The sequence below is a fragment of the Gordonia sp. ABKF26 genome (assembly GCF_041103195.1).
GTDB classification, from domain to species: Bacteria; Actinomycetota; Actinomycetes; order Mycobacteriales; family Mycobacteriaceae; genus Gordonia; species Gordonia terrae.
Genome location: NZ_JBGCVZ010000003.1, coordinates 3,590,041 through 3,613,748 on the forward strand (window position 1 = coordinate 3,590,041; position 23,708 = coordinate 3,613,748).

The following is a 23,708-nucleotide window of genomic DNA, read 5'->3' on the forward strand; positions in this document are numbered from 1 at the left end:
ACCGCCTCCCGGACGCGTCAGCTCGACCGCGTCAATTCTGCTGGGGCGGTTCGGTGGTCGGCGGCGCAGCCTGGGTCGCGGGCTTCTGCAGGCCGGGTGCGGTGGCACCGCCCGAGGGCAGCGCGTCGCCGCGCATGCTGGCGCGGATCTGCTCGAGGCGAGAGTGACCGGCCATCTGGACGCCGGCCTGCTCGACCTCCTGCATGCGGCCCTGGACGGAGTTCTTGGCCAGTTCGGCCGAACCGAGCGCGTTGGCGTAGCGGCGCTCGATCTTGTCGCGGACCTGATCCAGGCTCGGCGTGTTGCCGGGAACCGACAGTTCGCTCATCTGGTTGAGCGAGGCCGAGACCTGTTCCTGCATCTTGGCCTGCTCGAGCTGGCTGAGCAGCTTCGACCGCTCGGACAGCTTCTGCTGCAGGATCATCGCGTTGCGCTCGACGGCCTTCTTGGCCTGATCGGCGGCCTGCAGCGACTGATCGTGCAGGGACTTGAGATCCTCCACGCTCTGCTCGGCGGTCACGAGTTGCGCCGCGAACGCCTCGGCGGCATTGGTGTACTCGGTCGACTTCTGGGTGTCACCCGCCGCGGCGGCCTGGTCGGCCAGGGTCAGGGCCTGACGCGTGTTGGCCTGCAACCGTTCGATGTCCTCGAGCTGCCGGTTCAGCTTCATCTCGAGCTGGCGCTGGTTGCCGATCACCGAGGCCGCCTGCTGCGACAACGCCTGGTGCTGGCGCTGGGCGTCTTCGATGGCCTGCTGGATCTGGACCTTCGGGTCTGCGTGCTCGTCGATCTTCGCGTTGCCGAGTGCTGTGAGGTAGCGCCACAACTTCACGAACGGGTTCGCCATGCTCGTCGTACTCCATTCCGGGGTCTGAGAACTCTGGTGACCAATCTAGCGTCTGTGAGTCCCGGGTGATTCGGTGTCGTTCGGATGGTGCAAACCGGCGCCCGTCGGACCGTGCACACGGCGTCCTTCGGCGGAACCGGGGATCAGGCAGCGGCCAGAGCCGTGGCATCACGCCGCCCGGTGGGAGCGGGGATGACGACCTTGGTCGCGGTCAGGCCGGCGTCTGCTGCATCCACACCGGCGGCGTCGCCCATCGGCTCGGCGCCGACCACGACCGGTTCGGCACCGGCCGGACGCATGGCGCTCCCGACCTCGAGGAGGAGGTCGGCGATCTCCACGTCGAGCGCATCGCAGATCGCGGCGAGCAGTTCGCTCGACGCCTCCTTCTGCCCGCGCTCGACTTCCGAGAGGTACCCCAGACTCACCCGCGCTCCGGTGGACACCTCGCGCAGGGTTCGGCCCTGTTGCGTGCGGACCCGACGCAGGCTGTCGCCGAGCGCCTCGCGTAAGAGCATCGCCATCGAGTCTCCTCCCTACTGACCTTCTCGCCACGCACACCTGACGGTGGCGCGTCTGCTGCCCTAGCCAACGCTTCGCGGCGTCGACGAGTTCCCGCAGACCGACCGGTGGGGTCACCGAAGCACCGTCTGGTCGACGATAGTCGAACTCAGCGGCCGCCGCCGGTTCCTCCCACAGCACGTCGCCGCGGTGCCGACGGTTGCGGTTCCGGATCATCGCGGTCGGACCGGACCTTGACGGCCTGCCAGGTGTAGTCCAGTCCGGTGTAGATCGTCACCACCACCGCGAGTCCCATGAGGATGTCGGCGGCGACCTGCCACGGACCGCCCAGCGGGAGCAGGTAGAGGCCGATGGCGAGCGCCTGCAACAGCGTCTTCAGCTTGCCGCCCCGGCTGGCCGGGATGACCTTGTGCCGCAACACCCAGAAACGCAGCGCGGTCACCCACACCTCGCGGGCGACGATCACCACGGTCACCCACCACGGCAGGATGCCGAGGATCGACAGGCCGACGAGCGCACCGCCGATCAACGCCTTGTCCGCGATCGGGTCGGCGAGCTTCCCGAAGTCGGTGATCAGGCCACGCTGCCGGGCGATCATCCCGTCGTAGCGATCGGTCAGCGCCGCGACACCGAAGACGATCGTCGCGATCGCGCGCCACAGCGTCGACTCACCGGACTCCATGAACAACGCCACGAGGAACACCGGGACCAGGACGATGCGGAACACGGTGAGCGCGTTCGCGATGTTGACCACCGGCACCGGGTCGACCGGGTCGGTGATGTGATCGGGCCCGCGGCCGACGTTGGCGATGCCCTTCTCGTCGACGGCCCGCCTGATCCGGTCGGTCATGAGCTCGTCCCCGATCGCGGCGTCGTGCCGCAGTTCGGGGCAGTCCTCATGTACACGCCCATCAGGGTATCGGCAGGCCCGGTGAACGTGGTGAACAGGTCGGTCCTGCGCGCCGCGCCGGCGTGGACTGCGCGCGCGCCGGACAGGACTAAAGTGGATTCCCATGCCCCCCGCCGAACACGTCGTCGTCCGTCGTGCGCGCACCTCCGACGTCCCGCGGATCAAAGAACTGATCGATCAGTACGCCGGCAAGATCCTGCTCGAGAAGAATCTCGTCACGCTCTACGAGTCCGTCCAGGAGTTCTGGGTCGCCGACATCGACGGGGTGGTCGTCGGTTGCGGTGCGCTGCACGTGCTCTGGGCCGACCTCGGCGAGGTCCGCACCGTCGCCGTCGACAACGCGCACGCCGGGCGGGGCATCGGCCACCTGCTCGTCAACCGGCTCATGGCGGTCGCGCGGGAGCTGCAGCTCTCGCGCGTCTTCGTGCTCACCTTCGAGACGACCTTCTTCGCACGCCACGGATTCGCCGAGATCCAGGGCACCCCCGTCACGCGGGAGGTCTTCGAGGAGATGTGCCGGTCGTACGACACCGGCGTCGCGGAATTTCTCGACCTCAGCTATGTCAAACCCAACACCCTGGGCAACACCCGGATGCTGGCAACCATCGAGCAGGAGTGACCATGCCGTTCTTCGCCGTGCAGTACACCTACCGTCCCGCCAAGGCCGCCCTGCGGGATCAGCACCGGCCACTGCATCGTGAGTGGCTCGCCGAGGAACACTCGGCCGGGAACGTGCTGATCGCCGGCCCGTACCCCGACGGTTCGGGCGCACTCATCGTCATCCGCGCCGCCGATCTCGAGGCGGCCGAGGCGTTCCTCGCCAATGATCCGTTCCAGGCCCATCAGGCAGTCGACGCCATCCGCATCGACGAGTGGACGCAGGTGTTCGGGCCGTTCCCGGCCTGACCCACGTCCACCCGTCGATCCGGGACGGACCGACCGGTCAGAGGTCCTTGGTCTTCGGCGCCGGGGTGTCGGAGCCGGTCGGATCACCGGCGGACTCGACCTCCGGCGTCTTGGCCATCCCACGGCTCTTGATCAGGCTGGCCACCGTCGTGATCACCAGGACACCGAGGATCACCGACAACGACAGGGCCGTCGAGATCTCGGGGACCGCCACGTGCTCGCCGCCGTTGATGAATCCCAGGGTGTTCTCGTGCAGGGCGTGCAGCACCAACTTGACGCCGATGAACGCGAGGATGATCGACAGGCCGATGGACAGGTAGACGAGACGATCGAGCAGTCCACCGATGAGGAAGAACAGCTGACGCAGACCCATCAGCGCGAACGCGTTGGCGGTGAAGACGAGGTAGGGCTCGGACGTGAGTCCGTAGATCGCCGGGATCGAGTCGAGCGCGAACAGGACGTCGGTGAAGCCGATGACGATGAGGACCATCAGCATCGGGGTCGCGAGGCGCTTGCCGTTGACGCGGGTGAACAGCTTATCGCGGTCGTACGAGTCATGCGTGCGCAGGTAGCGCTTCACAAAGCGCTCGAGGCGCGTCTCGCGCTCCTCCTCGTGCTCGACCGGGTCGTCGCTCTCGCGGAGCAGCTTGACGGCGGTGAAGATCAGGAACGCGCCGAACAGATAGAACACCCAGCTGTAGGCGTTGATCGCGGCGGCGCCGACGGCGATGAAGATGCCGCGCATGACCAGGGCCATCAGGATGCCCAGCAGCAGGACCTTCTGCTGGTACTCCTTGGGCACCGCGAACTTCGCCATGATGATGACGAAGACGAACAGGTTGTCCACCGAGAGGGCCTTCTCGGTGACGTACCCGGCGAAGTACTCACCGCCGAAGGTGGAACCCCAGTTCCACCAGACGAAGAGACCGAAGATGACGGCGAAGCCGATGTAGACCGCCGACCAGATGCCCGACTCCTTCAGCGACGGCGCGTGGGGCACGCGCACGTGGGTGAAGAAGTCGAACACGAACAGTCCGAGGATCACCGCACAGGTGATCAGCCATACGGACAGCGACACATCCATTCCATACCTCCAGCAGGCAGCATGAGCTGACGAGCCAGAGGTCTCTCCCACCGAACGGGGGCCGACGCTCCGGGTCCCGGCCGCGACGATGATCGGCATCGTCGGGGGTCGTGACCGTATTGACGGAGACGCCGCTTTGGGGATACTCCCCTCATGGATCTTCGGCCACCATATACAAACCGCCGGTGACGCGCAGAAACCGCTGGTCAGGCGAATGCGTCAGGTGTCGGAACTGTCCGTTTCGCCGTCCCCGCCGGTGATGGAGGCGATCACGCCGGCGAGATCGTCGGGCTTGACGAGCACCTCCCGCGCCTTCGATCCCTCGCTGGGTCCGACCACTCCACGCGTCTCCATGAGGTCCATCAACCGGCCGGCCTTGGCGAAACCGACCCGCAGCTTGCGCTGCAGCATCGACGTCGAGCCGAACTGACTCGACACGACCAGTTCGATGGCCTGCAGGAGATCGTCGAGGTCGTTGCCGATGTCGCTGTCGATGTCCTTCTTGTCGCCGGCCTTCGCCGCGGTGACGCCCTCGGTGTACTCCGGCTCGGCCTGCTCCTTGGAGAAGTCGACGACCGCCGCGATCTCCTCGTCGGTGATGTAGGCGCCCTGCATGCGGATCGGCTTGTTGGCGCCCATCGGCAGGAACAACCCGTCGCCCATGCCGATCAGCTTCTCCGCACCCGGCTGGTCCAGGATGACGCGTGAGTCGGTCAACGACGACGTCGCGAACGCCAGCCGCGACGGCACGTTGGTCTTGATCAGACCGGTGACCACGTCGACCGACGGGCGCTGCGTCGCGAGCACCAGGTGGATACCGGCGGCGCGCGCCTTCTGGGTGATCCGCACGATGGCGTCCTCGACGTCGCGCGGCGCGGTCATCATCAGGTCGGCGAGCTCGTCGACGATGGCCAGGATGTACGGATACGGCTTGTAGACGCGTTCGCTGCCCAGCGGGGCGGTGATGTCACCGGACCGGACCTTCGAGTTGAAGTCGTCGATGTGACGCACGCGCGAGGCCTTCATGTCCTGGTAGCGCTGCTCCATCTCCTCGACGAGCCACGCCAGGGCCGCGGCGGCCTTCTTGGGCTGGGTGATGATCGGCGTGATGAGGTGCGGGATCCCCTCGTACGGGGTGAGCTCGACCATCTTCGGGTCGATGAGGATCATCCGCACCTGCTCCGGGGTCGCCCGGCTGAGCAGCGAGACCAGCATCGAGTTGACGAAGCTCGACTTGCCCGAACCGGTCGAACCGGCGACGAGCAGGTGCGGCATCTTCGCCAGGTTCGCGCTGACGAAATCGCCCTCGATGTCCTTGCCGAGGCCGATCACCAACGGATGCTTGTCTTTTCGGGTCGACGGCGAGTTCAGCACATCGGCGAGGCGGACCATCTCGCGGTCGGAGTTGGGGACCTCGATGCCGACCGCGGACTTGCCGGGGATGGGCGCGAGCAGGCGGACGTTGTCCGTCGCCGCGGCGTAGGCGATGTTGCGCTGCAGCGCGGTGATCTTCTCGACCTTCACGCCCGGGCCGAGTTCGATCTCGTAGCGCGTGACGGTCGGGCCGCGGGTGTATCCGGTCACCGCGGCATCGATCTTGAACTGCTCGAGCACCCCGGTCATCCGGTCGATCATGTCGTCGTTGGCGCTGCTGCCCATCTTGGGCGGATCGCCCTCGAGGAGCAGATCGGGCGGCGGCAGTCGATAGTCCCCGTCTCCCGTCGGGTCCGACGGGACGAACGCCTCGTCGTCCGCACTCTCGTCCGCGGGGTCGGGCTGGGGTTCCGGTTCGGGTGCGGGGCGCGGTGCCGGCCGCGCAGTCGCCCGCCGGGCGGGGGTGGTGCGGGTACGGGGGCTCGGTGCGATCACCTCGGTGACCTGATCGGTGACACCACCGGGGGCATCCGCGAAATTCTCGGTGACGGCCTCCTCGAGCGGTGCGGCGTCGGCGACGTCGGTGGGCTTGCGCCGCGCCGTTCGTCCCGAGGTCCGCGCGGGCGTCGAGTCCGGCGGGTAGTTGTCGTACGGATTCGACGAGTACGGGCGGCGCCGGGACCGCGATGCGAGGGCGTCGGAATCCCAGCGGTCCGAGTCGGCGTCCGCATCGCCGCCGGCCGGATCGCCGAAGTCGGGATCCTCGTAGTTCTCGGCGTCGGTGTCCCACGCCTCCGCGTCCCACTCGTCGTCGTCCCACGGCGCGTCGTCGGCGCGCCCCACCCCGAGACCGAGGTAGCCCGCGGCGGCGTCCACCACCTCGCGGACGGTTCGACCACTGAGGATGAGCACGCCGAATGCCATGCACAGCAACAAGATCGGGACGGACACCCAGGCGGTGACACCCGCCGTCAACGGTGTGCCGACGGCGAAACCGACAAAGCCTGCGGCCCCGGAACGGCCCGGGAGATCAACCGGCGCCCCGGCGACGAGGTGCATCAGACCCAGTAGCGGCAGGACCACGAGGAACCCGCCCGCCAGGTAGCGACCGCGTCGCTCCGGAGCAGCCGGGCGGCGCATCAGGACGACGGCCAGCGCGAGCAGACCGACCGGCACGACCACCGCCGCGGTGCCGATCACCGCACGGATGAGGGCTTCGATGAAAGCGCCCACCGGGCCGGCCGCGCCGAACCAGACGCTGGCACCGACGAGCAGGCCGAAGGCCAGGAGCCCGAGCGCGATTCCGTCACGTCGATGGCTGTGACCGCCGGCGCGGGGCCGACCACGCTCGTCCACCCCGGCGTCGTCGTCGAACAGGTCCGCATCGAAGTCCGAGTCGTCGTCGTACTCCCCGACCACTTCCGTGCGCGGCCCGCGCCCGACGCCTGAACCCGCCCGTGCGGCACTTCCGACTCCGCGCGCGAACAGCGACCACCCGGCGCCGATGCCCTTGCCGACCGCGGACGCCCCGGCCGCGGCGACCGACCGGCGATGCAGGTCCACCGACTCGGCGGGCGCCGATCGTGAGGTGGAGCGGGAGCCGCCTCGCGAGGCCCCGGCCTTCGACCTCGTGGTACCGCCGCTCGTCGGCTTGCCGGTGGACTTGCCGCTCCTCGAGGCGCCACCCTTCGAACCGCTCGTCGAACGCCGGCCGGCGGTCGGATTCCCCGATGTCGAACTCCCGCGCGTCGACCCACCGCGTGCGGAACCGCCGCGTGTGGAGCCGGCGGCGCCGCGCGAAGAGGACGCGCGCGTACCCGTGCTTGCCTTCGAAGCCATACGGACAGACTAGTGGGCGGTGATCACATCAGTCACACGGGCAACACGGACAACGGGGTACGTGTCGAAGTTGTGACCGCTCTACAGACCCCGGGAACTCGCTCGGACACCTGAGATCGCCGAGTCGTCGCCGGTGAAGGTGACGTCGACGGGGGAACGACCGAACGCGAAGAGCACCAGCTCACCGATCCGGCCGGTGACGACAACCTCCTCGCCCGATCCCTCGGTGACGAGGTCCTCGCCGTCGGGGGTACGCAGCGTCACCCGGGCCGGGACCTTCTTGAGCGTCATCTTGCCCATCGACTTCGCCGGAGTGCGCAGCTCCGCCTCGAGTTCCGGGGTCAGCGCCCGCGGGGTCCAGGGGCCGTCGGGATCGGCGCCGCCACGCAGGACGTCCTCGTGGTGGACGAACATCTCGGCCAGATTGGCGAATCGGTCGACCAGTTTGAACGGCGAGAAGACCGGTGGCCCCGACGCCAGCAGCGCGAGTTGCTCATCCCAGTCCTTCGACGTCGCCTGGACCCGCACTTTCTCGGTGTGGCCTGCGAAGGCGGGGATGAGGATGCCCGGGCCGGTGTCGGGTCGCCGCTCGCGGACGACGAGATGGGCCAGGAGGTCGCGGGTGGTCCAACCCTCACACAGGGTGGGCGCGTCGGGGCCCACCTTCGCGAGGGTCTCGACGAGGGCTGCTCTTTCGTTCTGTGCACCGGTCACACGACCACGGTAGCGACATCACCGGGAATTCGTTCCTTGGCGCCGGTCAGTCCCCCACCGCGATGACCGTGGGCACGATCATCGGCCGGCGACGATAGGCGGTCGACACCCAGCGCCCGACCGCTCGCCGGATCCCCTGGGCGATCCGGTGCGTGTCGGAGACGCCCTCGGCGGCCAACGAATCGAGCGTCTGGTTGACGATGTTCGCCGCCTCCTTGAGCGCGTCGGGGTCATCGGAGAATCCGCGGCCGGAGACTTCGGGCGTGCTCACTGCCCGGCCCGTCGCCACGTCCACGGCCACCGTGATGGCGATGAAGCCGCCCTCACCCAACACGAGGCGTTCGGAAAGCGTCGACTCCCCCACGTCGCCGACCGAGAGGCCGTCGACGTAGACGTGCCCGACCGGAACCCGTCCGACGATGTCGGCCCGGCCGTCGACGAGGTCGACCACGACGCCGTCCTCGGCGAGGACCACCCGGTCCTCGGGCACACCGGTCGCGACCGCGAGTGCGGCGTTGGCACGCAGGTGCCGCCATTCGCCGTGCACGGGCATCGCATTCGAGGGGCGCACCGCGTTGTAGAGGTAGAGGAGCTCGCCGGCCGACGCGTGGCCCGAGACGTGGACCTTCGCGCTCTGCTGGGTGATGACGGTCGCGCCGCGCTTGGCGAGACCGTTGACGACGGCGAACACCGAGTTCTCGTTGCCGGGGATGAGCGAGGACGCCAGCACGACGAGGTCGTCGGCCCGGATGTTGATCTGCCGGTGCTCGCCGCGTGCCATCCGCGAGAGCGCCGACAGCGGCTCACCCTGCGAACCGGTGGAGATCAGCACGACGCGATGGTCCGGCAGGCTCGCGGCGGTGTCGAGGTCGACGACGACGCCGTCGGGGACCGAGAGGTAGCCGAGGTCCTGCGCGATCTGCATGTTGCGCACCATCGAACGGCCGACGAAGGTCACCCGCCTGTTGTGGGTGTGGGCGACGTCGATGATCTGCTGGATGCGATGGACGTGGCTGGCGAACGACGCCACGATGACGCGCTGCTTGGCCTTGCCGATGACCTGGTCGAGAACCCCGCCGATCTGGCGTTCGGGAGTGACGAAGCCCGGCACCTCGGCATTGGTGGAGTCCACCAGGAACAGGTCGACGCCCTCGTCGCCCAGTCGGCTGAAGCCGGCGAGGTCGGTCAGGCGGCCGTCGAGCGGGAGCTGGTCGAGCTTGATGTCGCCGGTGTGCAGCACCACGCCGGCGGGGGTCCGGATCGCCACCGCGAGCGCGTCGGGGATCGAGTGGTTGACCGCGAAGTACTCGCACTCGAACGGGCCGTGCGACGTCTTCTGGCCTTCGACGACCTCGACGAGCTTGGGTCGCAGGCGATGCTCGCGACACTTGGCCTCGACGAGGGCGAGCGTGAACTTCGCACCGATCACCGGGATGTCGCTGCGGAGCCGGAGCAGGAACGGCAGGGCGCCGATGTGGTCTTCGTGGCCGTGGGTCAGGATCACCGCGTCGACGTCGTCCATGCGGTCTTCGATGTACCGGAAGTCCGGCAGGATCAGGTCGACACCCGGCTGTGCGTCCTCGGGGAACAGCACACCGCAGTCGACGATCAGCAGACGGCCGTTGTACTCGAAGACGGTCATGTTGCGGCCGATCTCGCCGATACCGCCGAGAGCCACCACGCGCAGACCACCCTTGGGCAGTCGTCGGGGTGTGCCCAACCGGTCGACGGGGGCCGGGGTCGCCGGCTCGGTCCGACGCCCACCGCGGGCATCACCGCGTTCGTGACGCGGCCGGCGGGTGTTCGACGCGGGGTTCGCCGGACGCTTGGCCGCATGCTTCGGGGCGGTCGCGTCAGAGGTGGCGGGAGTGGCGGGCGGCGTGGCCACGGCCGGCGGCGGACTGGGCGGGCCGGCCTTGCGGGCGGCCGCCCGGCGTCGGGTCCGGGGACGGTCGGTGCCGTGGGTGTCGGTGCCGGGGGTGTCGTTGCCGGTGTGGGGACCGGTGGTGTCGTTGTCCGTCATCAGACCAGGACACCTGCCGCACGCAGATCCACGATCAGCTGCTCGATCTGCGCCGGGTTCGCCGGGACCTGCGGAAGGCGCGGGTCGCCGACCTCCAGCCCGAGGATGCGCAGTGCCGCCTTGACCATCGTGACCCCGCCGAGCCGGCCCATGGCGTTGACCAGCGGGAGCATCGAGGTGTTGATCGCCCGGGCGGCGTGGAGATCGCCCTTCTCGACGGCGATCTGCATGTCCCGCAACCGATCCGGGACGAGGTGGCCGATCACGCTGACGTACCCGGTGGCACCGATCGAGAGCCACGGCAGGTTGAGCGCGTCCTCACCGGAGAGGTACTCGAGGCTGGTGCTCGCGATCAGACCGGCCGCCGAGTGCAGATCGCCCTTGGCGTCCTTGACCCCGCGGATGTTGGGGTGTTCGGCGAGAGCGAGCATCGTCTCGTTCATGATCGGGACGACCGACCGTGGCGGGATGTCGTAGAGCAGGACCGGCAACGCGGTGGCGTCGGCGACGGTCCGGAAGTGCGCGAGGAGGCCGGCCTGAGGCGGCTTCGAGTAGTACGGGGTCACGACGAGCAGCGCGTGGGCGCCGATCTTCTCGGACTCGATCGCGAACCGGACGCTCTCGGCGGTGTCGTAACTGCCTGCGCCCTGGGTGATCCGGGCCCGGTCGCCCACCGCGTCGAGGACGACCCGGAGCAGCTCGAGCTTCTCCGGCACCGTGGTGGTCGGCGACTCGCCGGTGGTACCGGACACGACCAGCCCGTCACAGCCCTTGGAGACCAGGTGGTCGGCGAGGACGGCCGCCTTGTCCAGATCGAGGCTTCCGTCCGTGCGGAAGGGGGTGACCATCGCAACCACGTTCGTCCCGAAGGGATGCTCGTGCAGCGGTTCCTGGACTGCGTTCATGGTGCTCAAGGCTACCGCCTCCCTGTCCGTGACGATCCTCACCCTTCCAGCACGAACGGTGAGGTCGCGACCTCGGTCCCGTCGGCCAGGGTGCCGATCTCGAAATCACCGAACACGGTGGGCGCCACGCGCATCAGCTGGCGTAGGCATTCCACCGCCAGCTGGCGGATCTCGACGTCGGCGTGCTCGGTGGCACGCATGCCGACGAAGTGCCGCCAGGCCCGGTGGTTGCCGGTGACGACGATCTTGGTCTCGGTGGCGTTCGGCAGCACGGACCGAGCGGCCTGACGTGCCTGTTTCCGACGCAGGATGGCGTTGGGGACGTCGGCGAACTTCGCCTCGAGCGCCGCGAGGAGTTCGGTGTAGGCGGCCCGGCTGGCGTCGGTCGCCGCGGTGAACAGGTCCTCGAGTTCGGGGTCGCCCACGATCGCCGGCGGCGCGACGACGTTCGAGTCGTGCTCGGGCACGAACCGCTGGGACAGTTGCGAGTACGAGAAGTGCCGGTGCCGGATCAGCTCGTGGGTGCACGACCGCGAGATGCCGCTGATGTAGAAGGTCACCGAGGCGTGCTCGAGCAGCGACAGGTGCCCGACCTCGAGGATGTGCCGCAGGTAGCCGGCATTCGTCGCGGTGCGCGGGTTCGGCTTGTCCCAGCTCTGGTAGCACGCCCGACCGGCGAACTCGACGAGCGCCTCACCACCCTCGGCGTCGGTGCTCCACGGCACGTCCTCCGGAGGGGTGAACTGGGTCATCGCCACCATCTGCACCTTCAGCGGCACCAATTCGGACACGCATGTCTCCTGTCGTCCCTCACGTACGGCCACACCTCCGCGTGCCCTGCGGTACCCGATTCTCCCCCACCGCCTCCGTACCGCACCTTCGGGCTGTGCCCGCGGGTAGAGTCCCTGGGGGCGTGCTCGACGACCGGGGGTGGGATGCGATGACGACACGACGCGATTTCCTGCGCACCGGTGCGGTCGTGACCGGGACCGCGCTCGCCGCACCCGCAGTCGTCGCCCACGCGGCACCGCGGTCGCCCGCGTCCTCGTCCGCGCGCGTCTTCGCCCACGGCATCGCTTCGGGCGACCCTCTTTCGAATGCCGTCATCCTCTGGACCCGCATCACCCCGACCCCGGCGGCGACGCCCGGTTCCGGGATCGGACCGGAGAGTCTGGTTCGCTGGGAGGTCGCCGGTGATCCCGGGTTCGGGACTGTCGTGGCGTCGGGCCAGACCCGCACCTCGGCCGACGCCGACCACACGGTGAAGGTCGATGTCACCGGCCTGGCCCCGCGGACCCGGTACCACTACCGCTTCACCGTCGTGTCCGGCCCGGCGGCCGGTGCGGTGTCGCCGGTGGGGCGGACGCGCACCGCGCCCGCGGCCGGCGCCGACGTCGCGAAGATCCGTTTCGGCGTCGTCTCGTGCGCCAACTGGGAGGCCGGTTACTTCGCCGCCTACCGTCATCTGGCCGCGCAGCCCGCACTCGACGCGGTGGTCCATCTCGGCGACTACTTCTACGAGTACGAGACCGGCCGCTACACCGGCAAGACCGGAACCGTTCGGGCGCACGAGCCCCGGCACGAGATCATCACGTTGCGCGACTACCGAACTCGCCACGCGCAATACAAGACCGACCCGGATCTGGCCGCATTGCACCGGGAACAGCCGTTCATCTGCATCTGGGACGACCACGAGTCGTCGAACGACTCGTGGTCGGGCGGCGCGGAGAATCACCAACCGGGCGAGGGGTCCTGGGCCGCGCGGCGCACCGCGGCGCTTCGCGCCTACGCCGAGTGGATGCCGATCCGCCCCGCCGTCGACACCGCGGGCCGGCATCTGTTCCGCAGGCTCCGCTTCGGCCGTCTGCTCGAATTGTCCATGCTCGATCTGCGCTCCTATCGCGACCTGCAGGTCAGCGCGCGGTCGGCGGCCATCGACGATCCCGCCCGCTCGATCCTCGGCCGCGCGCAGATGTCGTGGCTGACCAACGGACTCACGTCGTCGGAGACCCGCTGGAAGATCGTCGGCAATCCGGTGATGATCGCCCCGGTGCTGATCCCCCCGCTGGATCCGCAGACGACCGGGGCGGTCACCGCACTGCTGGGCATCCCGCGTGAGGGTATCCCGTACAACGCCGACCAGTGGGACGGTTACGCGGCCGATCGCCGGCGGTTGCTGGAATCGCTCCGCCGCGATCGTGTGGACAACGTCGTGTTCATCACCGGCGACATCCACTCGTCGTGGGCCTGCGACATCCCTGCCGACCCGGCGAATTACCCCGGCGGCGGGAGTGTCGCGACCGAACTGGTCGGCACATCGATCACGTCCACCAACATCGACGACATGCTGAACGTGCCCGCCAACACCGCGGGGGTCGCCGTGTCCTCGGCCTTCGGTGCCACCAACCACCACGTGCGCTGGAGCGAGTTCGACGCGCACGGCTACTCGGTCCTGACCGTGACCCCGGTGGCCACCCAGATGGACTGGTATTTCGTGCACGACAAGACGAACCCGCAGTCGGGCCAGTACTACGCGAAGTCCTATCGGGTCGCCAGCGGCACCCAGCGGGTCGTCCCGGCGGGCGGGCCCGCGGTCTAGCTGCCGGTGTCGACCTGATCGAGCAGCGCCGACAGCTTGGCGTGGGTGTCGGGCCAGCCGTGGACCGCGATCGAGGTGATCCCGAGGGCCTTGACCGGGTAGTCGTTGCCGCCTTCGTCGAGCCGGTCGCCGAAGAACAGGATGTCGCTGGTGCCGAGTCCGAGGATGTCCATCAACTTCAGTGCGCCATAGGCCTTGTCGATGCCCTTCTTGGTGACATCCACCGACGTCGAACCGCCACTGCGCACCTCGAGGTCGGGAAGTCGCTCGGCAGCGTAGGCGCGCAGTGACTCCTTCTTCGCCCCGTCGGGGTCCCAGGCCGCCTTCGCATCGACCGGGGCTTTCTGGCCCAGCGCGCTGAAGGTGATCTGGCTGCCGCGGTCCTCGAGGATGTCACCCCACGTCTCGCTCGCCCACAGGCCGAGTTCCCGAGCGCCGGTCTCCAGCACGTCGAGAGTGCGCTGCTTCTCGTCGTCGGTGAGGAATTCCGCGTAGACCGTCTCCCACTCGTCGCCGGACCATCGCACGTACTGGGTTCCGCAGGTCGGCATGAGGTGGAGGTTCCCGACGCTGTCGAAACTGCCCAGGCGCGCGAGCACCTGCTTCTCGAACTGGGTGAAGTTGCCGCCGGAGATGATGCAGCCCAGGCTCACGTCGAGCATGCGACGCAGGAGCTCGACCATCTTGTCGTCGAGCGGGCTCTTCGACGGCGCCAGGGTGTCGTCGAGATCGAACATCACCAATCGGTAGTCGTTGCCCTCATACGACACGGTCATCTCTTCGTCTCCCATCGCTGTCGTGAACTTCTGATCTCCAGGATTGCATCAACCGGTGCACAGCACCCGCCGTGACTCACCCACCGTGCGCGAGGCGTTGCAGGTCGGGCGCGAGGTCCCCGCGCCCGGCCACGACGACGTCGTCGAGGTCCTGCCAGCCGGCGAAGTTCCGCAGATCCGCGGACAGCCGCTCGGCGACGAGATCCCGGGGATGCCCCGGTTCGCAGTACGCCCCGAGGACCAGGAGTGTGCGGTTCTTGCGGTCGGCCTTGAGGTCCACGCGCGCCGCGATGTCGGTGCCCAACAGGTACGGCAGCACGTAATAGCCGTGCACGCGTTTGTGTTCGGGCACATAGATCTCGATGCGGTAGTGGAAGTCGAAGAGACGCTCGGCCCGCGGACGGAAGAAGACCAGCGGGTCGAACGGCGACAGGATGGCCGAGGTGTCGACGCGTCGCGGCATCGCTGCGCCCGCGGCCAGGTAGGCGGGGTCGCGCCAGCCGTCCACGGAGATCTCCTGCAGCGCCCCGCTCTCGACGAGTTCGGCGACCGCGGGTCGCGCGTCGGCCGGCCGGAGCCGGTAGTAGTCCGCCAGATCGGCGACGGTCGCGACTCCGAGTGCCTGTGCGGCGCGGCTGACGAGTTCACGGTGCGCCTCGGCGCGGCTGGGTCGCTGCGCGAGAATGTCGGCGCCGACGACCCGTTCGGTGAGGTCGTAGTGGCGTACGAAGTTGCCGTTGCGCACGGCGGACAGGTCACCTGCGGCGAACATGGCCTCGCACAGGTGCTTGACCTCGCCGCGTTGCCACCAGCTGCCTGCCGCCCCGGGTGCCCGTTCGATGCCCAATTCCGCTTCGATGGCGCGGGGCGTGGTCGCGCCCAGCGCCTCGATCACCGCCCGGACGTCACTCACCAGAGAACGGTTGCGACGCATCACGTCTCGCGTGTGCCGATACCGTCCATCGGCGAATTCGTCCATCCGCCACCGGAAGAGCGGCCAGTCGGCCACCGGGATCAGCGCGGCCTCGTGCGCCCAGTATTCGACGAGCAACCGCTGACTCCGCCCGGGTCGCCACGCGGCGCGGTGCAGCAGATCGGGGTCGTAGGGGCCGAGCCGGGAGTACAGCGGCATGTAGTGGGCTCGCGCGGCGATGTTGACCGAGTCCATCTGCAGGAGCCTGGTCCGGCCGACGACCCGCTTCAGGTGCGCCATGGTGGGTGCCGCGGCGGGCCGGCGGTCGGTGAAACCCTGTGCGGCCAGCGCGGTTCGGCGCGCCTGAGCCGGCGAGAGACGATCCGGCGGCATCAGGCCTGCCGGGTCCGCCGGTAGTCGACGAATCGGTACGGGATCCCGCTCGTCGAGGTCTGCCACTCGCCACGGACCGCCACCGTCCAGTCGTCGGTGATCTCCGGCGCATGCGCGTCGGCACCGTCGACCTCGACGTCGATCTCTGTCACGCACAGTTCGGTGGCGAATTCCATTGCCAGCCGGTAGATCTCGCCACCACCGATGACCCCGATATAGTCGCCGCCGGCCAGCTCGAGCGCGTCGGCGACCGACCCCGCGACCGTCGCCCCGTCGGCGGACCATCCCGCGTCGCGCGTGACCACCACATTGGTACGGCCGGGCAGCGGCCGAAAGCGCGGCGGCAGCGAATCCCAGGTCTTGCGCCCCATGACAACCGGGTGCCCGACCGTCAGTTCCTTGAATCGAGCCAAGTCTTCGGGGACCCGCCACGGGATCGTGTTGTCCCGGCCGATCGCCCCGCCCCGTCCCTGCGCCCAGACCAGCCGCACCTGGCGCGACCCCTCCCCCGCGAGGTCGGATGTCACACTGCCACCGGGGCTTTGATCCCGGGGTGGGACTGATAATCGACGATGGCGATGTCGTCGTACTCGTAGTCGAAGATCGAGTCCCGCCTGCGCAGTTCCAGTTTCGGATACGGATACGGCTCGCGCGACAGTTGCAGCGTCACCTGGTCGACGTGGTTGTCGTAGATGTGGCAGTCGCCGCCGGTCCACACGAACTCGCCGACCTCGAGGCCCGCCTGCTGGGCCATCATGTGGGTCAGCAGCGCATACGACGCAATGTTGAACGGGACCCCGAGAAACAGATCGGCGCTGCGCTGGTACAGCTGGCACGACAGTTTGCCGTCGGCCACGTAGAACTGGAAGAACGCGTGGCAGGGCGGCAAGGCCATCTGCGGGATCTCCCCCACGTTCCACGCGGACACGATGTTCCGGCGCGAATCGGGGTTGGTCTTGAGTAGATCCAGAGCGGCCGCGATCTGATCGATGTGCTCGCCCGACGGGGTCGGCCAGCTCCGCCACTGCACCCCGTAGACGGGTCCGAGTTCACCGTTCTCGTCGGCCCATTCGTCCCAGATGCTCACCCCGCGCTCCTGCAGCCACCGCACGTTGGAATCACCGCGCAGGAACCACAGCAACTCGTAGACAATCGACTTCAGGTGCACCTTCTTGGTGGTGATCAGCGGGAAGCCCTCGGCGAGGTCGTAGCGCAACTGTCGACCGAACAGGCTGCGTGTCCCGGTTCCCGTGCGGTCGGCCTTCGGTGTCCCGGTCTCCATGACGAGGCTCAACAGGTCCTCGTACGGTGTCGGGATGGTCCCGGTCGATGACATGTCGCGGATGGCCGTACTCACGGCTGCCAGTCTAGGCAAAGCCGCGGTCGTACCGCCGGGCGCACGACACGACGCCACGTCGGGTTGTGACAGCTGTGACTCATGTGGTCCGGGCGGTACTCTCCCCTCGTGGCCACCCGCAGCACGACCCGCGCCAATCGCTACGCGAAGCGTCGTCGAAAGCGTGTCGCCGCGCGCGACAACGACCTCACCGACACCCAGTGGCTTGCCCTGCAGGATGCCTGGGGTGGATGCGCGTACTGCGGCGCGGTCGGTGTCGCCTTGCAGCGGGACTGCATGCTGGCCATCTCCCGGGGCGGCCGCTACACCGTCGCCAATGTCGTGCCGTGCTGCGGTTCGTGCAATGCGAGCAAGTGCAACTCCGAGGTCACGACGTGGATGCGGCGCAAGAAGCTGGACGAGAAGGCGTTCCTGGTCCGGCAGTTCGAGGTGAGCAGGGCGCTCGCCGAAGCCGTCGACCCGGACGCCGACAAGGACGGGTGATCACCCCGCTCGCGCCTCGCGTCGAACCCGGCCGGGCGATGACCCGTTGACCCGCTTGAACGCCCGGCTGAACGCCGCTTCGGACGAGTAGCCGAGACCGCCCGCCACCGATGCGACCGACGCGTCCTGATCCCGGAGACGATCTGCCGCCACATACATCCGCCACCGGGTGACGTACTGCATCGCCGGCTCGCCGACGACGGCGGTGAACCGCGCTGCGAATGTCGACCGCGACATGGCGCACACCCGGGCCAGACGATCGACGCTCCACGGTGCAGCCGGATCCCGGTGGACCGCGGCGACCGCTCGGCCGAGTTGGGGATCGGCGAGAGCTCCGAGCCATCCGGTGCGGGTGCCCTCCGCGTCCTGCAACCACGAACGGATGGCGTGGATGACGATGATGTCGGACAACCGGGTGATGACCGCTTCGCCTCCGGGGCGGAGTTCGCCGGCCTCGTCGATCACGATGCGCATGAGGTCCCGCAGCCACGATGCGTTCGCACCCGAGCGGGATTCGGTGGCGCGGATGGCGAGGACCGGCGGCAGCATCGACGTCAACGATCGCGCCGAGGGATGGTCGAATCTGACCACCGCACAGATGAGGACAGTTCGATCGGGTCCGTCGCCGCCGTGGCGCAGGATGGCATACCGGTCGCTCAGGTAGTCATGGGGCAGATCGGTGACGACCGGGGCGAAGGTCGCCTCGGCGTGTCCGCGGATGACGTGCGACCGGCCGTGTGGCACGACGACGAGATCCCCCGGCCCGAAGCTCAGCGTCTCACCATTCGGCGCGGACAGGCGCAGGACTCCCGACACGACCAGGTGTACACACAGGCAGTCCTCCCACACCGGCATCGTGAGGGCCCACGGCTCGCTCAGTTCGGATCGGCAGTAGAACGCGCCGTTCAGCCGGAAGAAGTGCAGGGCCTCCCCGAGCGGATCGGGGGTGTGGAACGGGTCCGGATGTATGTCGTCGGCGGTGCGCACCCCTCCATGATCGACCATCGCGTGCAGAACGTCCGGAGAATTCGGACGTTTGGACAGGAATGACGGACTCTTCGCCATGGAACGTCCGGCCATCTCTGACGATTCTGGACTCACAGCATCAGTCAAGGAGGTCTCATGTACACAATTCTCGGCGCGACGGGCACCGTCGGCGCACAGGTCACCACCCGCCTGCTCGACGGCGGACATCGGGTTCGGGCAGTCGGCCGTTCGCCCGAGCGGCTCGACGCCCTGGCTCGGCTGGGCGCCGACACCGCGGTCGGCGACACAACAGATCCGTCCGCGCTCGCCGCAGCGCTGCGCGGCTCGTCGGCCGTGTTCGTTCTGCAGCCCGCGGACTACACCGCCACCGACCATCTCGCCTCGCAACGGACGATGACCGAATCGATTGTCCGTGCGGTCCGTGAGTCGGACGTTCCGCGAGTGGTCGCCCTCAGCAGTGTCGGAGCGGAGATCCCGGCCGGCACCGGGTTTCTCGTCGGTCTGCACATCCTGGAGGAGGGCTTGGCGGCGTTGTCCGATGTCGAGGTGCTCGCTCTGCGTGCGGGCTGGTTCTACGACAACGCCCGCTCCTACCTCCCGCTGATGCAGAACGCGGGCTTGATCGCGGACTCGCTCGACGCCGAGGTGCGTGTTCCGATGGTCGCCACGCGGGACATCGCCGCGGCAGCGCTGGACGCGCTGGTCGAAACGGGTTGGGGCGGCGGACATCTGACGAGTGAAATCCTGGGTCCGGTGGACGTCGATCAGCGGACTGTGACAAACGCACTGGGCGACGCCTTCGGTCTCCCCGAGTTGCACTACCAGCGGTTGTCCGACGACGACATGATCGCGACCCTCGTCGCCGAGGCCGGCTTCAGCCCCGACGTCGCGCGTCACCATGTGGGCATGACCCGAGCCATCAACGACGGCCGGGTCGTCGGCCGACGTCCGGGCACCACGGTGATCACCGGTCCGACGACGATCGACGACTACGCCACAGGCCTGGCGGCAGCCGCGATGGCGACGACCTCCAGTCCCACCGATCAGCTGTCCCGCTGATAGACATCCGGGATGCCGTCGTGATCGTCGTCCCGGGACTCTTCTTCGGCGACCCGGCGGTAGTGCCGGTTGCGCATCCGCAGGATGACCGCCGCGGCCGAGGCGGCCGTCAGTGAACCGACCAGGACACCGATCTTGACGTACTCCGCGCGGTCGGATTCCGGGTCGTACGCAAGGTCGCCGATGAGCAGGGAGACCGTGAATCCGATGCCGGCGAGCATGGCCGCCCCGGTCACGTCGATCCATCGGATGCTGGCGTCGAGGGTGGCGCGCGTGAACCTGGCGAGAAGTGCGGTGGTGCCGACGATGCCCACCGTCTTGCCGACCACCAGACCGAAGATGATGCCCAGCGCAACGGGATTCGTGAGCGCCTCGCGGAGGCCGCTGAGACCGCCGATGGTGACGCCGGCGGCGAAGAAGGCGAACACCGGGATGGCGAAGCCGGCCGAGATGGGCCGGATCCGGTGTTCGAAATGCTCTGCCAGGCAATGCGGGGTATCCGTCTCGTCGCTCCCGGCCCGACGGAGCACCGGGACCGTGAAGCCGAGGACGACGCCGGCGACGGTGGCGTGGACTCCGGACTCGTGGACGAACGCCCACGTGAAGGCCGCCAGCGGGAGCAGGAGCCACCACGAGGTGATTCGCCGCTGCACGAGCACGGCGAACGCCGCGAGCGGGACGAGGGCCACCGCGAGCGCGGTGCCGTTGATGGAATCGGTGTAGAACACCGCGATCACCGTGATGGCGAGCAGGTCGTCCACCACGGCAAGGGTCAACAGGAAGGTGCGTAGCGCAACGGGCAGGTGCGTGGAGATGACGGCCAGCACGGCGACCGCGAACGCGATGTCGGTGGCGGTGGGTATGGCCCAACCCTGAACCGCGCCGTCGCCGGCCCGCATCGTGATGGTGACGAAGATGAGTGCGGGAACGGCCATTCCGCCGACCGCCGCCGCAATGGGCAGGGCTGCGCGGGCGGGGTCGCGGAGGTCGCCGGCGACGAACTCGCGTTTGAGCTCGAGTCCGACGACGAAGAAGAAGATGGCGAGCAGGCCGTCGGCAGCCCAGGTCGCCAGGGACAGATCGAGATGCAGACCAAGCGCGTCGGATCCGACATGGATGTCGCCGAGACCGAAGTACGCGGCGGACCACGGGGAGTTCGCCCACATGATGGCGACGACCGCGGCGACGAGAAGCAGCATGCCGCCGATGGTTTCGCGCCGGAAGATGTCGGCGATGCGAGAAGCCTCGGGCCAGGAGCCGCGCGAGAAGAGCGTCGGGGTGGCCCGACGTGAGTCGGTGTCAGTCATGGTGCGTACGGAGTCCTTCGTCGGGTGGGCTACGTACGCGTCGTGGCCGCCCATCGTGCAGGGCTCACCGTCAACGCGCAGCCGACCAGACTTCCCGGCACACCGCGTCTCAGTCTAACAGCTACGCATCTACGCAGCCCTGTGCACAGCAGACCCGGAGTGAGTTGCGTTGCGCGCCTTCCACTCCCACACCGCGTAGAGCACCTCGGTCGTGTACCCCAGGTCCATCCGACCACCACCGATCGGCACCGTCGCATCTACCCCGATCCGTTGATCGGGTCGCCACCCGCCCGGTTTCGACGTAGGTGGCGCCACCTCGATCTCAGTGCCGTCCGGTCGATGAAACGTGAACCGCTGCTTCCCGTGTGCGGTGATCGAGAACTCGCCCCGATGCAGCGAGCGGTGACACGACCCACACAACAAGATCAGATTATCCGGATCCGTCCGCCCACCCGCCGACCAGAACCGCACATGATGAGCATGCAGATGACGCGTCCGACCACACCCCGGCATCTGACAACACCGATCCCGCACGAACAACGCCCGCACCAACGCCTTGTTCGGCGACCGCTTCCGACGACCCACCCCCAACAACGCCAGTTTCCCCGGCTGGCCAGCAATTCTGCGGCTCACCACCTCCCGCGTCGACGCACCACACCGGGCTTCGGCCACCTCAGCCTCCGACAACGCCGGCCCATCATTGAGATGAGACTGGTCCACACCCTCACCGGCATGAATGAGAATCTCCGCACCCGGCGCGAGATCGGGCATCGCGATCCCCTCATGCACCATGTCGGCCATCGCCACCACCGCCGGCGCCACATTCGACGGCACCTGCCGCCACAGATCCCGCCGCCGCGACGGAACCATCTCCGAATCAGGTTCAGTGTTCCGCGGAACACTCTCAGCCGACGATAGATCCGGGTCATCACAGGTCCGGGTGCGTTCATACTCGGCGCGCACCGTGCCCGCCAGGAAACGTGCACCGTCCAACGGAGACAGGGTCAACGACACCGACAACGAACCGTCGAAGTTCCACTTCCACCGGCCCGTCGACTCCACCGGCGGCCGGCTTTCGTCTTCGACGCCACGGTTACGGTCGATCTGGCCCATCGCCCGTACCGCCCGATCCAACTGACTCGCCGTGCACGACAACGCCAGATTGACCAACTCCTGCTCACGCTCAGGCGTGGCCACCCGCGTCAGGGCGCGGACCTTCGAATACGAGAGCCGACCTTCGCCAAAAGCGTTGCCGATCAACGGCAATCCTCGGATCGCCTTCGCGACCCTCACATGCTCATGCGCCGTTCGCGGTGCGATGCCGGCCTTCCACGACAACCAGTGCGCCAGCGAGTGAATCCCCGGCCCCCGCCACGACTCCCGCCCATCCAATTCCGCCACCAGTTCAAGGAAGTTCGCTGTCAGTGCCGTGATCTGCGCGGCATACCCCAGCACCCGACCCTCGAGCACCTCATCAGACAGCGACTCCGGATGCGCATCATCGAACATCGACGACACATCCCCACCCGAACGAAAAGCACTGACCCCCACCGCAACCCCCTGAAACAAACGAGAAGTACAGCAACAAGGTATCGCCCGGCACCGACAATCGCGCGGGCCTCAAGCCGAGTCACGAGTGTTCCGCGGAACACTCGCCAGCCACTCCAGAAGCTCAAAACGAATCGTCGCGATGACGTCGATCCCGCGTCCATCTCTGTACTTTCACAGCTCGCCGAGAGAGCGCTGATCGACGAGCGGCAACCCAGGCCGACCTAGACCGGGCGGACCTAGTCGGCACCGCAAGCGGCCAAATCACCGACCGCAAGCTCGTGTACGCCTGGATCTACGGCGACTTGGTTCACGCCACCACACCGCGATCCCCAGTGATCAAAGACCTCAGCATCGACGACCGCTACCACGCAGCCGCCCCAGGGCTCCCGCGGGCGAGGACGGAAAACCACCGCCGATGCCCAGCGACCCGTCACAGGATCTCGACCCCACCCAGTGGCTATCAGTTCACCAGGCACTCATCGACGCAGGGTTGGTCGACTTCGACGAGATCGAGCAGGTCATCAACGCCGAGACCGAGCACGCCGAGAACAGTGCATCTGGGGCCGATCGACACGGACCGATTGAATAATGCTGCGCCACAATCGATCCTATCGAAGAATGCGTTGTCATTCAGGCCGCTCGAGGAAGATACAGGCGCTCTTGGTCGACACGATAAGCGCAGCAACGGCCGCGCCCCGCTCGCTCACCCCTCCATCAACCCCGCGGCAACCGTCGCACCCAGCTCCCAGCATGCTTCGCGGTCGTCTTTGCCCGGGGCCCCGGAGACGATGACGTGTTCGGCGGCCTTGGTCCAACCGAGCCCGCCGGTGATCGAATCGACCGCTCGCACAGCACCTTCGGTGCCCTGATTGCCGTGGAGGTACAGCCCGAACGGCCGGCCCTGGGTCGAGTCGAGGATCTGGTAGTAGCTGACGTCGAAGGCGTGTTTCAGTGCGCCGCTGATGTATCCGAGATTGGCGGGCGTGCCGAGGAGGTACCCGTCGGCGTCGAGGAAGTCGGAGGCGGTGACGGCGAGCGCGGCCCGTCGGATCACCTCGACGCCCTCGATCTCCGGATCGGTCGCGCCGGACACGACGGCCTCGAACATCTCCTGGCACGCCGGAGACGGCGTGTGGTGGACGATCAGCAGCCGGCTCACCGG

The 23,708-nt window shown here is 67.9% G+C and carries 23 protein-coding genes; 6 read left to right on the forward strand and 17 right to left on the reverse strand.

All coding sequences use genetic code 11. The features are described from left to right. Positions 1-31: 31 nt before the first annotated feature. From pspA to pgsA, 3 genes are all read right to left on the reverse strand, one after another. Positions 32-847, reverse strand: coding sequence for a phage shock protein PspA (gene pspA, locus AB4Z55_RS16580; RefSeq protein ID WP_033203461.1), 816 nt, complete (start codon positions 845-847; stop codon positions 32-34). 143 nt (positions 848-990) lie between these two features. Further along, a complete protein-coding gene (locus AB4Z55_RS16585) occupies positions 991-1,368 on the reverse strand; it encodes a helix-turn-helix domain-containing protein (RefSeq protein ID WP_064571734.1) in 378 nt (125 codons plus the stop codon). A gap of 146 nt (positions 1,369-1,514) precedes the next feature. Beyond that, positions 1,515-2,216 carry a CDP-diacylglycerol--glycerol-3-phosphate 3-phosphatidyltransferase gene (pgsA, locus tag AB4Z55_RS16590; RefSeq protein ID WP_369520108.1) on the reverse strand — a complete coding sequence of 234 codons (702 nt, stop codon included), beginning with the start codon at positions 2,214-2,216 and terminating at the stop codon, positions 1,515-1,517. Between the two features lie 163 nt (positions 2,217-2,379). Between pgsA and AB4Z55_RS16595 the strand changes: the two genes are divergently transcribed. Continuing rightward, on the forward strand, positions 2,380-2,895 hold the full coding sequence (locus AB4Z55_RS16595; protein WP_369520109.1) for an amino-acid N-acetyltransferase: 516 nt from the start codon (positions 2,380-2,382) through the stop codon (positions 2,893-2,895). 2 nt (positions 2,896-2,897) lie between these two features. After that, on the forward strand, positions 2,898-3,182 hold the full coding sequence (locus tag AB4Z55_RS16600; protein WP_004021860.1) for a YciI family protein: 285 nt from the start codon (positions 2,898-2,900) through the stop codon (positions 3,180-3,182). A gap of 37 nt (positions 3,183-3,219) precedes the next feature. Here the strand turns inward: AB4Z55_RS16600 and AB4Z55_RS16605 are convergent, their stop codons facing one another. The 6 genes from AB4Z55_RS16605 to thyX form a co-directional block, all read right to left on the reverse strand. Then, positions 3,220-4,266 carry a TerC family protein gene (locus AB4Z55_RS16605; protein WP_004021861.1) on the reverse strand — a complete coding sequence of 349 codons (1,047 nt, stop codon included), beginning with the start codon at positions 4,264-4,266 and terminating at the stop codon, positions 3,220-3,222. Between the two features lie 219 nt (positions 4,267-4,485). Beyond that, on the reverse strand, positions 4,486-7,479 hold the full coding sequence (locus AB4Z55_RS16610; protein ID WP_369520110.1) for a DNA translocase FtsK 4TM domain-containing protein: 2,994 nt from the start codon (positions 7,477-7,479) through the stop codon (positions 4,486-4,488). Positions 7,480-7,560: 81 nt separating this feature from the next. After that, on the reverse strand, positions 7,561-8,193 hold the full coding sequence (locus tag AB4Z55_RS16615; protein ID WP_369520111.1) for a TIGR03085 family metal-binding protein: 633 nt from the start codon (positions 8,191-8,193) through the stop codon (positions 7,561-7,563). 46 nt (positions 8,194-8,239) lie between these two features. Then, complete coding sequence (locus tag AB4Z55_RS16620) at positions 8,240-10,216, reverse strand: ribonuclease J (RefSeq protein ID WP_248645301.1); 1,977 nt, start codon at positions 10,214-10,216, stop codon at positions 8,240-8,242. Then, the gene (dapA, locus tag AB4Z55_RS16625; protein ID WP_064571729.1) at positions 10,216-11,121 is read right to left on the reverse strand and encodes a 4-hydroxy-tetrahydrodipicolinate synthase; all 906 of its coding nucleotides are present in this window, start codon (positions 11,119-11,121) and stop codon (positions 10,216-10,218) included. The genes AB4Z55_RS16620 and dapA overlap by 1 nt, the downstream gene beginning before the upstream one ends. A gap of 38 nt (positions 11,122-11,159) precedes the next feature. Beyond that, entirely contained in the window at positions 11,160-11,912 is a 753-nt protein-coding gene (thyX, locus tag AB4Z55_RS16630; RefSeq protein WP_004021867.1) for an FAD-dependent thymidylate synthase, read from the reverse strand. Between the two features lie 149 nt (positions 11,913-12,061). Here thyX and AB4Z55_RS16635 point away from each other — a divergent pair, with 149 nt between their 5' ends. Then, positions 12,062-13,720, forward strand: a complete 1,659-nt coding sequence (locus AB4Z55_RS16635) for an alkaline phosphatase (protein ID WP_369520112.1) — start codon at positions 12,062-12,064, stop codon at positions 13,718-13,720. Here AB4Z55_RS16635 and AB4Z55_RS16640 read toward each other — a convergent pair. The 4 genes from AB4Z55_RS16640 to AB4Z55_RS16655 form a co-directional block, all read right to left on the reverse strand. Continuing rightward, positions 13,717-14,496, reverse strand: coding sequence for an HAD-IIB family hydrolase (locus AB4Z55_RS16640; RefSeq protein WP_064571803.1), 780 nt, complete (start codon positions 14,494-14,496; stop codon positions 13,717-13,719). The two genes, AB4Z55_RS16635 and AB4Z55_RS16640, sit on opposite strands and share 4 nt — an antisense overlap. A gap of 76 nt (positions 14,497-14,572) precedes the next feature. After that, positions 14,573-15,802: a winged helix-turn-helix domain-containing protein gene (locus AB4Z55_RS16645; protein ID WP_369520113.1), complete on the reverse strand. Its 1,230-nt coding sequence runs from the start codon at positions 15,800-15,802 to the stop codon at positions 14,573-14,575. Next, positions 15,802-16,329 carry a dihydrofolate reductase gene (locus AB4Z55_RS16650; RefSeq protein WP_369520114.1) on the reverse strand — a complete coding sequence of 176 codons (528 nt, stop codon included), beginning with the start codon at positions 16,327-16,329 and terminating at the stop codon, positions 15,802-15,804. The genes AB4Z55_RS16645 and AB4Z55_RS16650 overlap by 1 nt, the downstream gene beginning before the upstream one ends. After that, positions 16,326-17,159 carry a thymidylate synthase gene (locus AB4Z55_RS16655; RefSeq protein ID WP_369520115.1) on the reverse strand — a complete coding sequence of 278 codons (834 nt, stop codon included), beginning with the start codon at positions 17,157-17,159 and terminating at the stop codon, positions 16,326-16,328. Before AB4Z55_RS16655 ends, AB4Z55_RS16650 begins: the two co-directional genes overlap by 4 nt. Before the next feature lie 108 nt (positions 17,160-17,267). On the opposite strand from AB4Z55_RS16655, the gene AB4Z55_RS16660 reads away from it, so the two are divergent. Beyond that, the gene (locus tag AB4Z55_RS16660; RefSeq protein WP_369520116.1) at positions 17,268-17,642 is read left to right on the forward strand and encodes an HNH endonuclease; all 375 of its coding nucleotides are present in this window, start codon (positions 17,268-17,270) and stop codon (positions 17,640-17,642) included. On the opposite strand, the gene AB4Z55_RS16665 is transcribed toward AB4Z55_RS16660, so the two are convergent. Next, a complete protein-coding gene (locus tag AB4Z55_RS16665; protein WP_369520117.1) occupies positions 17,643-18,722 on the reverse strand; it encodes an AraC family transcriptional regulator in 1,080 nt (359 codons plus the stop codon). A 42-nt stretch (positions 18,723-18,764) separates the two neighbouring features. Here AB4Z55_RS16665 and AB4Z55_RS16670 point away from each other — a divergent pair, with 42 nt between their 5' ends. Further along, on the forward strand, positions 18,765-19,688 hold the full coding sequence (locus tag AB4Z55_RS16670) for an NAD(P)H-binding protein (protein ID WP_369520118.1): 924 nt from the start codon (positions 18,765-18,767) through the stop codon (positions 19,686-19,688). Here AB4Z55_RS16670 and nhaA read toward each other — a convergent pair. Together nhaA and AB4Z55_RS16680 are read right to left on the reverse strand one after the other, a co-directional pair. Next, positions 19,673-20,995, reverse strand: coding sequence for a Na+/H+ antiporter NhaA (gene nhaA, locus AB4Z55_RS16675; protein ID WP_101818949.1), 1,323 nt, complete (start codon positions 20,993-20,995; stop codon positions 19,673-19,675). The two genes, AB4Z55_RS16670 and nhaA, sit on opposite strands and share 16 nt — an antisense overlap. A gap of 129 nt (positions 20,996-21,124) precedes the next feature. Beyond that, positions 21,125-22,504 (reverse strand): DUF222 domain-containing protein, encoded by a 1,380-nt coding sequence (locus AB4Z55_RS16680; protein WP_369520119.1) that lies wholly within the window; start codon positions 22,502-22,504, stop codon positions 21,125-21,127. Positions 22,505-22,961: 457 nt separating this feature from the next. Here AB4Z55_RS16680 and AB4Z55_RS16685 point away from each other — a divergent pair, with 457 nt between their 5' ends. Next, positions 22,962-23,135 (forward strand): hypothetical protein, encoded by a 174-nt coding sequence (locus AB4Z55_RS16685; RefSeq protein WP_180819258.1) that lies wholly within the window; start codon positions 22,962-22,964, stop codon positions 23,133-23,135. Positions 23,136-23,249: 114 nt separating this feature from the next. Here the strand turns inward: AB4Z55_RS16685 and AB4Z55_RS16690 are convergent, their stop codons facing one another. Next, positions 23,250-23,705 (reverse strand): flavodoxin family protein, encoded by a 456-nt coding sequence (locus AB4Z55_RS16690; RefSeq protein ID WP_101818717.1) that lies wholly within the window; start codon positions 23,703-23,705, stop codon positions 23,250-23,252. Between the last annotated feature and the right edge of the window lie 3 nt (positions 23,706-23,708).

What these genes read in the sequence shown, in the direction of transcription:
- AB4Z55_RS16600 (WP_004021860.1), top strand. Translation starts at nt 2,898, where the DNA reads ATGCCGTTCTTCGCCGTGCAGTACACCTACCGTCCCGCCAAGGCCGCC.
- AB4Z55_RS16610 (WP_369520110.1), bottom strand. Translation starts at nt 7,479, where the DNA reads ATGGCTTCGAAGGCAAGCACGGGTACGCGCGCGTCCTCTTCGCGCGGC.
- AB4Z55_RS16605 (WP_004021861.1), bottom strand. Translation starts at nt 4,266, where the DNA reads ATGGATGTGTCGCTGTCCGTATGGCTGATCACCTGTGCGGTGATCCTC.
- AB4Z55_RS16665 (WP_369520117.1), bottom strand. Translation starts at nt 18,722, where the DNA reads ATGGCCGGACGTTCCATGGCGAAGAGTCCGTCATTCCTGTCCAAACGT.
- AB4Z55_RS16585 (WP_064571734.1), bottom strand. Translation starts at nt 1,368, where the DNA reads ATGGCGATGCTCTTACGCGAGGCGCTCGGCGACAGCCTGCGTCGGGTC.
- AB4Z55_RS16640 (WP_064571803.1), bottom strand. Translation starts at nt 14,496, where the DNA reads ATGACCGTGTCGTATGAGGGCAACGACTACCGATTGGTGATGTTCGAT.
- AB4Z55_RS16680 (WP_369520119.1), bottom strand. Translation starts at nt 22,504, where the DNA reads ATGTTCGATGATGCGCATCCGGAGTCGCTGTCTGATGAGGTGCTCGAG.
- AB4Z55_RS16620 (WP_248645301.1), bottom strand. Translation starts at nt 10,216, where the DNA reads ATGACGGACAACGACACCACCGGTCCCCACACCGGCAACGACACCCCC.
- AB4Z55_RS16595 (WP_369520109.1), top strand. Translation starts at nt 2,380, where the DNA reads ATGCCCCCCGCCGAACACGTCGTCGTCCGTCGTGCGCGCACCTCCGAC.
- nhaA (WP_101818949.1), bottom strand. Translation starts at nt 20,995, where the DNA reads ATGACTGACACCGACTCACGTCGGGCCACCCCGACGCTCTTCTCGCGC.
- pgsA (WP_369520108.1), bottom strand. Translation starts at nt 2,216, where the DNA reads ATGACCGACCGGATCAGGCGGGCCGTCGACGAGAAGGGCATCGCCAAC.
- AB4Z55_RS16645 (WP_369520113.1), bottom strand. Translation starts at nt 15,802, where the DNA reads ATGCCGCCGGATCGTCTCTCGCCGGCTCAGGCGCGCCGAACCGCGCTG.
- AB4Z55_RS16670 (WP_369520118.1), top strand. Translation starts at nt 18,765, where the DNA reads ATGTACACAATTCTCGGCGCGACGGGCACCGTCGGCGCACAGGTCACC.
- AB4Z55_RS16685 (WP_180819258.1), top strand. Translation starts at nt 22,962, where the DNA reads ATGCCCAGCGACCCGTCACAGGATCTCGACCCCACCCAGTGGCTATCA.
- AB4Z55_RS16635 (WP_369520112.1), top strand. Translation starts at nt 12,062, where the DNA reads ATGACGACACGACGCGATTTCCTGCGCACCGGTGCGGTCGTGACCGGG.
- dapA (WP_064571729.1), bottom strand. Translation starts at nt 11,121, where the DNA reads ATGAACGCAGTCCAGGAACCGCTGCACGAGCATCCCTTCGGGACGAAC.
- pspA (WP_033203461.1), bottom strand. Translation starts at nt 847, where the DNA reads ATGGCGAACCCGTTCGTGAAGTTGTGGCGCTACCTCACAGCACTCGGC.